Annotated in this window: 6 protein-coding genes and 1 pseudogene; all 7 read right to left on the minus strand. The window is 28.9% G+C overall.

Going from position 1 to position 8762, the window contains the following annotated elements; genetic code table 11:
• Positions 1 to 27 precede the first annotated feature (27 nt).
• Positions 28 to 1107 (minus strand): LLM class flavin-dependent oxidoreductase, encoded by a 1080-nt coding sequence (locus H599_RS0107175; protein ID WP_026713506.1) that lies wholly within the window; start codon positions 1105 to 1107, stop codon positions 28 to 30.
• Between the two features lie 88 nt (positions 1108 to 1195).
• Positions 1196 to 1988: pseudogene (locus tag H599_RS21470) on the minus strand (IS982 family transposase).
• Between the two features lie 187 nt (positions 1989 to 2175).
• Complete coding sequence (gene tyrS, locus H599_RS19340) at positions 2176 to 3132, minus strand: tyrosine--tRNA ligase (protein ID WP_051590671.1); 957 nt, start codon at positions 3130 to 3132, stop codon at positions 2176 to 2178.
• A complete protein-coding gene (locus H599_RS0107190; RefSeq protein ID WP_026713508.1) occupies positions 3132 to 4226 on the minus strand; it encodes a DegT/DnrJ/EryC1/StrS family aminotransferase in 1095 nt (364 codons plus the stop codon). The genes tyrS and H599_RS0107190 overlap by 1 nt, the downstream gene beginning before the upstream one ends.
• Before the next feature lie 3 nt (positions 4227 to 4229).
• Complete coding sequence (locus H599_RS0107195; RefSeq protein ID WP_026713509.1) at positions 4230 to 5270, minus strand: radical SAM/SPASM domain-containing protein; 1041 nt, start codon at positions 5268 to 5270, stop codon at positions 4230 to 4232.
• Positions 5271 to 5272: 2 nt separating this feature from the next.
• A complete protein-coding gene (locus H599_RS0107200) occupies positions 5273 to 6511 on the minus strand; it encodes an FAD-dependent oxidoreductase (RefSeq protein ID WP_155960757.1) in 1239 nt (412 codons plus the stop codon).
• Between the two features lie 601 nt (positions 6512 to 7112).
• Complete coding sequence (locus tag H599_RS0107205) at positions 7113 to 8714, minus strand: condensation domain-containing protein (RefSeq protein ID WP_162174251.1); 1602 nt, start codon at positions 8712 to 8714, stop codon at positions 7113 to 7115.
• Positions 8715 to 8762 lie beyond the last annotated feature (48 nt).

Genomic DNA, 8762 nt, shown 5'->3' on the forward strand with positions numbered 1-8762 from the left:
AAACTATTTTAAAATCAAAATTTATAATTAAGAGAATTTTTCTTCATCTTTTAGAATCGGAAGAACTTTCTCTGAAAACAATTTCATACTTTCTATACAATCTTCAATGTCCATGCCTGCATAGCAAAAATCAAGTATCAAATGATCCATATGAGTAGCATCATATAATTTCTTAATTTGCTTTACACATTCTTCAGGATTTCCAATTATATGATTTTTAGAGAAATTTGACAGTGCATTATTTTTAAGATCAACATCATCACCATAGGGAACAACTGAATTAGCAAAATATTCATAAGATTTCACACCTTTTAAATTATTTTTTGAAAATTGATAATGAATATCTAAAATATCAAACATTTTTTCAGAATATTTTTTTGCGTTTTCAACTGCTTTTTCATGATTCTCATTAATACATATATATGCTCTTAAAATTGGACTTGAAAAATTATTATGCTTTTGAATCATCAAATGGTTATAATTTTTAACAACCTCTGATTGCTCTTTTATCTTATCAAATTTAGGTGTCATAAATAATCCTAGTCCCAAATCTGCCATTATTGCCACAGACTCAGGGCTTTCTGCAGCTGCATATAATTTATCGATAAGATTCATTGAAAAAGGTCTAGGCCTTATGGAGAGTAATGGTATTTTGTAATATAGCCCTTCATATTGAATAGTTTCATTCAGAATACTTTTTTTTATAATTTCAATAATTTCTTTAAATCTTAATCTTGACTCCTCCATATTGATTCCAAATCCATCATACTCCAGTCTGGATGTTCCTCTCCCAAACCCAAAAATAACTCTTCCTTTAGACAAAATATCAAGCATGAACATTTCCTCAATGACTCTAATTGGATTATGCCAAGGTAAAACAATAACTGATGTCCCGAGTATAATTTTCTTGGTTGCTCCTGCGAGATAGCTCAATAATGTAATTCCATTAGGAACAGGAGAATGCCCTGAAAAGTGATGTTCCACTGTCCAAATAGAATCAAAACCCAAATCCTCAACCTTAACTGCTATTTTTAAAAAATCCTCATATAATAAAAAATCTGATTTATTATTATCATTGTACAAACTTAAATTACAACCTATGTTCATATATTTTTTATTTATTTACTCGTTGTGCATTTTAAATAATGCTGATTTTAATATTATTAATATTCCTTTCAAAGATAAATTTGTTGATTTACTGAACTAAAATTACAGCACTTATTTTTACTAGGGTCCTCGTTTTATATCCCTCAAAGGATTTTAAATAATTTCTTTGTATCATAAACTGGCCGCATAGTTTTGAAAAAAATGTTTCTATTTTTTATTATTGATTTTATAAACACATAAGGCTGTGCTTTATAGTTATGCTAATTTCTACGCATTGGAACTTCCAGCTTTATTTGGCAATTTTAAAAAAGCTTAAGCTGCTGTTCTGATGACAAATACCCTCTATCACCCAATAATATATAGTTTTAAACTTGATCTTTAGTATCTTTTAATATAATGTATGCAAGTACTGAATCTGGTTTAATATCAAGGCTTTTAATTACTCCTCTAAAAGAATACACGTCATGTAAATTATACCCACAATAGCGATTCGATTGTACTGCGAAATATCCTTTATTGGGATGACCCAAAGAAAATTCTTTACAAATCTTACTCTCTGTTGAACGTGATAATTTACATATCTCTAATAACATACTGTCCACAACAAAGCAATCTTCAAATTAATTAAAACAGTTTGACAAACATTGTCTCAGACTCTATAAATAAGGAAAAAACTTACACTTCACTCTGTCATATACAATAAGTTTAACATTCAACTTTAAAAAATCAAGCAATAATCAAAACAAATGATTTTCGCTATCACTACTTACGTACTCGACTGAAAGACAAAGGTTAACAACCTCTATATCTTTTAACTTAGGACTGCGTCTTTGCTATTGTAAAATATTTTCTAATGAGATGTTATACAAAATTTCTAAAATTTTCTCTTAATTTGCTGTAAAGTTGTGCATAGAATTGTTTGTGTGGTAACTACTATTTACTTCTTTTTAGCAGCTTCCACGACTTTTTAAATTACTAAATCAAGATGCGTAACGGGTTTTTATTTGTTAGAAGTTATTCTCTTGAAATTTATAGATTAATCGTTGTTGATTCATTCTAATAAGCTTTCTATTTAAAATTTAACGCTGCTTCACCATGTACAAAAGAGGTTACATAATTCGCAAGGGTTAACTGTAGTATTTTTTTGGCTGGATCACTTTTATGAATCATAAGAACATCTTCGATTTTTTCTTTTTCAAGTAGCGTAAATATTTTCATATATTTTTCGGCCTCCTCATCACTTGAACTATACCAATAATTATAAAACTCCTTGTGTGTTGTTTTTTTACTATCAAGCCAAATATTACCTTTTTCACTTTTACCAAATTTAGAACCATCTGCTTTTTTCACTAAAGGTGCTGTTACTCCATGAACACTTTTCTTGTCAATTTTTTTGATTAAATCTAGACCAGTTATAATATTCCCCCATTGATCACTTCCTCCAAGTTGAAGGCTACAGTTGTAATTTCTATTTAGATATAAATAATCATATCCCTGAAATAGTTGATAGCAAAACTCAGTATATGAAATTCCATCCCCTTCTTCTCGGTCAATCCTATTTTTTACTGAATCCTTTGAAACCATATAATTAATTGAAATATTAGTCCCTATTTCGTTTAAAAAATCAAGAAAAAGCTTTTCTTTTATCCAAGAATAATTATCTAATAGCAACGCCCCACTTATTGAATCATCAAATCTTAGAAATTTAGATAGTTGTACTTTAATTGATTTCATATTAGTGGATATTATGTTACTATCCAACAATATTCTTTCATTTGATTTACCGGAAGGATCACCTATCCTACCAGTTGCTCCACCAATTAGTGCAATGGGTTTGTGTCCACATCTCTGTAAATGCGTTAATAACATTATTGGAACTAAATTTCCAATATGCAAAGAATCAGATGTAGGATCGAAACCAGCATATCCAACAATTAGAGAATCATTAAAATACTTAAAATCAGTTTGATTTGTTTTATCTTGAATTAGACCTCTCCATTCCAATTCTTCTATGAAATTTTTCATTAATTGTACTTTTTTAATGCTTTTTTTAACTTTGTGATAACATATTCCTGCTCTTCCAAACTTACTGTTACTGGTAAACTGAGCAATTGTTCAGAATAAAGATTAGTATTATCTAAATTTTTAATTATGCTTTTTTTTAAAAATTTTTGTTGATGGCATGGAATACTGTAATGAGGAACTGCCCCAATATTATTTTCATTTAAATATGACATTATCTTATCTCTATTTCTTTCAATTCGTATCGAATACAAATGATACACATGTTTATAATCTTGTGGCACCACAGGTATTTTCACAAGGTCAGCAAGCGACGCATTATAATTATTAGCAATAGAGATGCGGTCATTATTTATCTTCTCTAAATTTTCAAATTTTATATTTAGAACTGCTGCCTGAACTTCATCCAAAACAGAATTTCTTCCCCATGTAATAAATTCCTCCCTATCTATGCGTCCAAAATTCCTTAAAAGTCGTATACTTTCAGCAAATTCATTATCATTTGTTACGACTATTCCTCCATTTCCAATTGATGAAATTGTTTTTGTTGCATGAAAACTAAAACAACCTAAATGCCCAAATGATCCAGCATTTTGGTTTTTATATGAGGCTCCATGGGCTTGCGCAGCATCTTCAATGACATAAAGATTATTTTCTTTACAAATATATAAAATTTCGTCAACATTACATAATAACCCTGCCCAATGTACTAGAATAACAGCTTTCACGTCTGCATTTAACTTCTTTTTCATATCTAATACCGAAATATTTAAAGTTTCATCGATATCTACAAAAACAGGAATCATTCCTACTGCATAAATTGCCATTATTGTAGCTGGAAAAGTTAATGAAGTAACTAAAATACAAGAACCTTTAGGCAAGTTTAATGCATCTAAAGAAAATATCAATGCATCTGTTCCACAATTAACACCAATTCCATGTTTAGCGCCACAAAAACTGGAAAAAGAGTTTTCAATTTTTTTAACATTTTTTCCATCAATATACTCACCTGAGAGAATGACTTCATTGATACTGTCAAGTATTTGGTCATGGAATTCAATATTAGATTTTTTTACATCGTTAATCTGTATGTTCATAATTTATAATTTATGGTAAAGGAAATCACTTTTTAAATTCTCAGATGTAGTATCGTTTAATAACTTTAAAATTTTACTATTAACTAAATATGGACAATCCATACAAATTTTTGGTGGCGTGTCGCTTTTTTTCATTTCACGAAAATCAACCATTTTATCGGAATTCCAAATTTCTTCAATATTGGTTTTAAAAATATTTCCAAAACTATATTTTGGATCACAACGCATTCCACAAGGAAGAATTTCACCTTTTTGTGTCATATACATCATTTTATCTCCCCAATGACAATCTGAAATCTTAAAATCTGAGTTTCCAATAATTTGCGCTTTAACATTTAACAACTTAGCTAAATCCGACATCCTTCTTACGGATGCTATTAAGCTTTCGGTTTCTAATTTACTTAAACTTATATTATTAATAAAATCTCGTCTCTTGGATTTCAATGCATCAGTTTCCGATTCAGTAATCCAATTTTGAATTAAATTAAACCTAATATTATCAATACCTAAAGCTTTTGCTAAAATGATGCATTTATACAAATCCGCAGCAGTATCATTATTAAAAGTCGAATTTATTGAAATCTTTAAATTTTTAGGAGCTAGTTTTTTTATTCTTTTTACATTTCTCACCATTTGCTCAAAACTTGCTTTTAATCTGAACTTTTCAAATGTTTCATAATCATGTCCATCGATTGATATATATAGATAATCTACATTTTGTAGAATTTTTTCCACCTCAACATTATCTTTCCAAGCTGCATTTGTAATTGACAAAACTTGCGTGTTAGGATAAAGCTTTTTCAAGTAATGAAATTTTTCATGAGCTTTTGGCGTAAGAAAAGGCTCACCTAAACCTTGAAATTTTATTTCTTTCAAATCAGGTAGTTGCGATTTTATTATATCTAACTTATCGGTAGTTAAATATCCAGTCAAAGTATCACCTCTTTTTATAATTTCAGTTCTGGGACAGGTGGGACATTCTAGATTACAAATATCTGTAATTTCAATACTTGCCCATATAGGTAAATTGTTTTTAGTTTCCATAATCAACTTAACCTTTCTCTCATTTTATACAAAACTTTCTGTTTTTTCTCTTTATCAGCAGATGTAACATCATCAAAATTTTCGTACATAACCTTTGCCATTCTTATGCAAGTATCCTTTGAAATATATGCGTGAACGCCAGCCCTACCCATAGGGATAACTTTTGATGCGCTTGCTTTTTCAATTTGAACCTTTACAAGATCAAGATTTCGTTTAGTACAAAGAGGATAGGTGTTTTCTCTGATGACCAACCAATGCTCCATAATACTCATTTTCAAAATATTTTTAACAAAATACCTAACCTCCTCAAGAGCTTTTTGATAATCAAACACACCTTTATATGGAAACTGAAAATCTAAAAGGGAATAATTAGAATTAGCATCAAATTGTTGCTTATATTCCATAATCCTTACAAAACTATAATTATTTGGAAATGATGTTGCATAAGATGGCATCACATATTGATCACATTTTATAACTACATAAATTAATGCGGTTGAGATGAATTCAAGTTCACTTGACAAAGGCAAAGTCGATATTACCAAATCATATTCCGCAGCTTTACCATCAATTTCAATTTTTTTAAAATCGTTACATACAGTGGCTTTTCCTTTAATAATCTTACAACCTGATGCCATACCTTCCCACAATGGATTATAATCACCTGGATGTCCTTGATAATCTCCTTTAAACATACCTTTTGTATTCTGTTGAATTGTTAATGGCCTATACTTTGCCCACTCGGCATCCATATCTTTAGGATGAATTTTCCACTGTTTGATATTATAATTTTTTACAAATTTCTGATACAAAATATCACCCATTCTTGATTTTACATAATCTTCAAAACTATTGTAATTAGGTTCTTTCAAATTTACTTTATATAGTTCTTCAATAATTTGTTCAGAATTTTCCAATTTAATTATATTACTAAACGAAAGTGGAAAAGAATGCAATGAATTACCTTCTAATTCACCATCTATTGATAATGAAGGTTTGTAAACTTTTTTTGGTTTAAAATTAGTTACAAATTCATCGAAAACATTTTGCAAAGATTTATCTTCAGTATATAAAATTTGTGGACCAAATTCATAGGGAATTGTATCGTAAAATTTTGTATGAGAACATCCTCCAAGATTTTTATCTTTCTCAACTATTGTTATATCGGACACATTTAATTTTTTTAAATAATAAGCAGAACTACATCCTGCTGGTCCACCACCTATAATTAATGCTTTCATAAATAACTTGTTTTTTTGTTTATTGTTTATAATCAATTAAGTTTAGTAAATGAGTAAAATTCACTTAATAAAGTGAAAAATCTTGTTAATATAATAATATTATTAAAAGAAATCTATTTCAAGGAACATAATTAAAAATCATTCAAAAGAATATCCCCTGATTTATAGAAAGATAAGATTTCGCTTTAATGTTTCGTGATGGCTTGACTTCAGAAGAAATAGTTTGTGAAACAACACCTCTTAATTCATTAATATTCAACAATATATTTTCTAATATTTTAATTTTTGTATCCTCAATATTATCTAATTCATATTTTTTTTCACTAATGAGTATTTTACTCTGACTTTTTTTAAGGATATAATTTAATCGTTCTTTAGGAAAAGTTGGCTCTAATGGAATATATTATCTACTTGATTTTAATATACCTGATAATATAGCTATTAAGTTTGCTGACCTTTTCAATAAAACAGCTACTGGATATTTATCTACATTGTCATAATTCATAAAAAAATTTCGGCTATTTGGCTAGATAGTTTATTTAGCTCTAAATAGGAATAAAATTTAATATCATCTTTTAAGGACAATATTTTTGGGATATTTCTATACTTGTTCATTAATTAAATTTATGAATGTTTTATCCTTTGGATAATCAACTTCAGTTTTATTAAATTCAACTAATAATTGATGTTTTTCTTGTACAGATAAATATTCCAAACTACAAATTGGTATATTCTCATTCACAACCATTCCATTCATCAAATTAATATAATGAGTTCCTAATTGTTTCATGAAATCTTGTTGATATAAGTCTGCATTATATTCCAATTCCAAATTTAACTCCCCATCTTTATTTTCTGTAAAAACAAAAGAAATATCGTACTTACTGGTCTTAGAAACATTATCTCTTTGAATGACCTTTAACCCCTTCGATTCAATACTAATTTTTTCATTATTCTGTAAGACCAACATACAATCAAATAATGGACTTCTACTCGCATCCCTTCTTATATCTATATCTTCAAGAATCGCATTAAAAGGATATTCTTGATGTTCAAAAGCTTCTAAGGTCGTTTCTCTGACTTCTGACAACAAGTCTAAAAAAGAACTTTCAGAGGTTACTTTTGCCCTTATTGGCAGTGTATTTACATAAAAACCTATTTGATTTATTACATCTTGGTGAATTCTTCCTGCGGTAGCTGTTCCTATTATAAAATCTTGTTGTGAGGTATATCGGGATAAAACAGCATTTAAGCCGGTCAAGAGCCCCATAAACAATGTGGCACTATTTTTATTGCAAATTTCCTTCCATTTTTCAACCTTCAACTTGTCTATCGATAATAAAACTCGGTTTCCAACATAAGTTTTCACTGGTGGACGAGTTTGATATCCTAACAAATCTAACATGGGTAATTCCCCTGATAATTTATCTTTCCAATAGTACTGCGATAGCTCCATCTTAGAAACTCGATTTGTCTGCCAGCAAGCATAATCTTTATATTGAATTTTCAATTCAGGCAAAACTACATCTTCTTCTTTACTTAGTTGATCATAAATATGCAACAGCTCTTTAATCAAAATGCCAACACTCCAGCCATCACAAATTATGTGATGCAATGTAAGACCTAGAATATTATTTTCTCCCTCACCTTTAATTAAAATACACCTAAATAAAGAATCCTTTCCTAAATCAAAAATTGCATTTTCATGCTTATTTAATAACTCTTCTTGCTTTGAAAAATTATATTCTTCAAAATAACTAAAAGCTAAATTTAGCTCGCCTTTTTCATGAATTTGTTGATACAATTCTCCTTCTTCATCCGAATAAAAAGTAGTTCTAAGAACTTCATGACGATCCATTAAAATTTGAAAACTCTTTTCTAAAAAAATTGGATTTAACTCTCCTATTAAATCAAAAACAGTTGTTATATGATAGGCTTTTGCCCCTTCTTCAAATTGGCTTAAAACCCATAACCCTTTTTGTCCAGAAGTAGCTCTGAAACCAGTTTGCTTAAGTGTTGGTTTTATATGGCTTTCATTAACTAAAAAATTAATTAACGAAGATTTATTAATCTTAATTCTTTCCAATAAATCAGGATTGCTAAAATCATCAGGAAAACTTAATTTTAGATTATCGTCCTTTAATGAAATAGTTCCACCGAAGTATTTTATATCTTGAAGTATTTGTTTTGTGTTATCTATCAATATCATTTTAGATGGTGTCGTTTTATGTATTTATTCTAAAAAAGCTAT

It is taken from the genome of Flavobacterium daejeonense DSM 17708 (genome assembly GCF_000425425.1).
GTDB classification, from domain to species: Bacteria; Bacteroidota; Bacteroidia; order Flavobacteriales; family Flavobacteriaceae; genus Flavobacterium; species Flavobacterium daejeonense.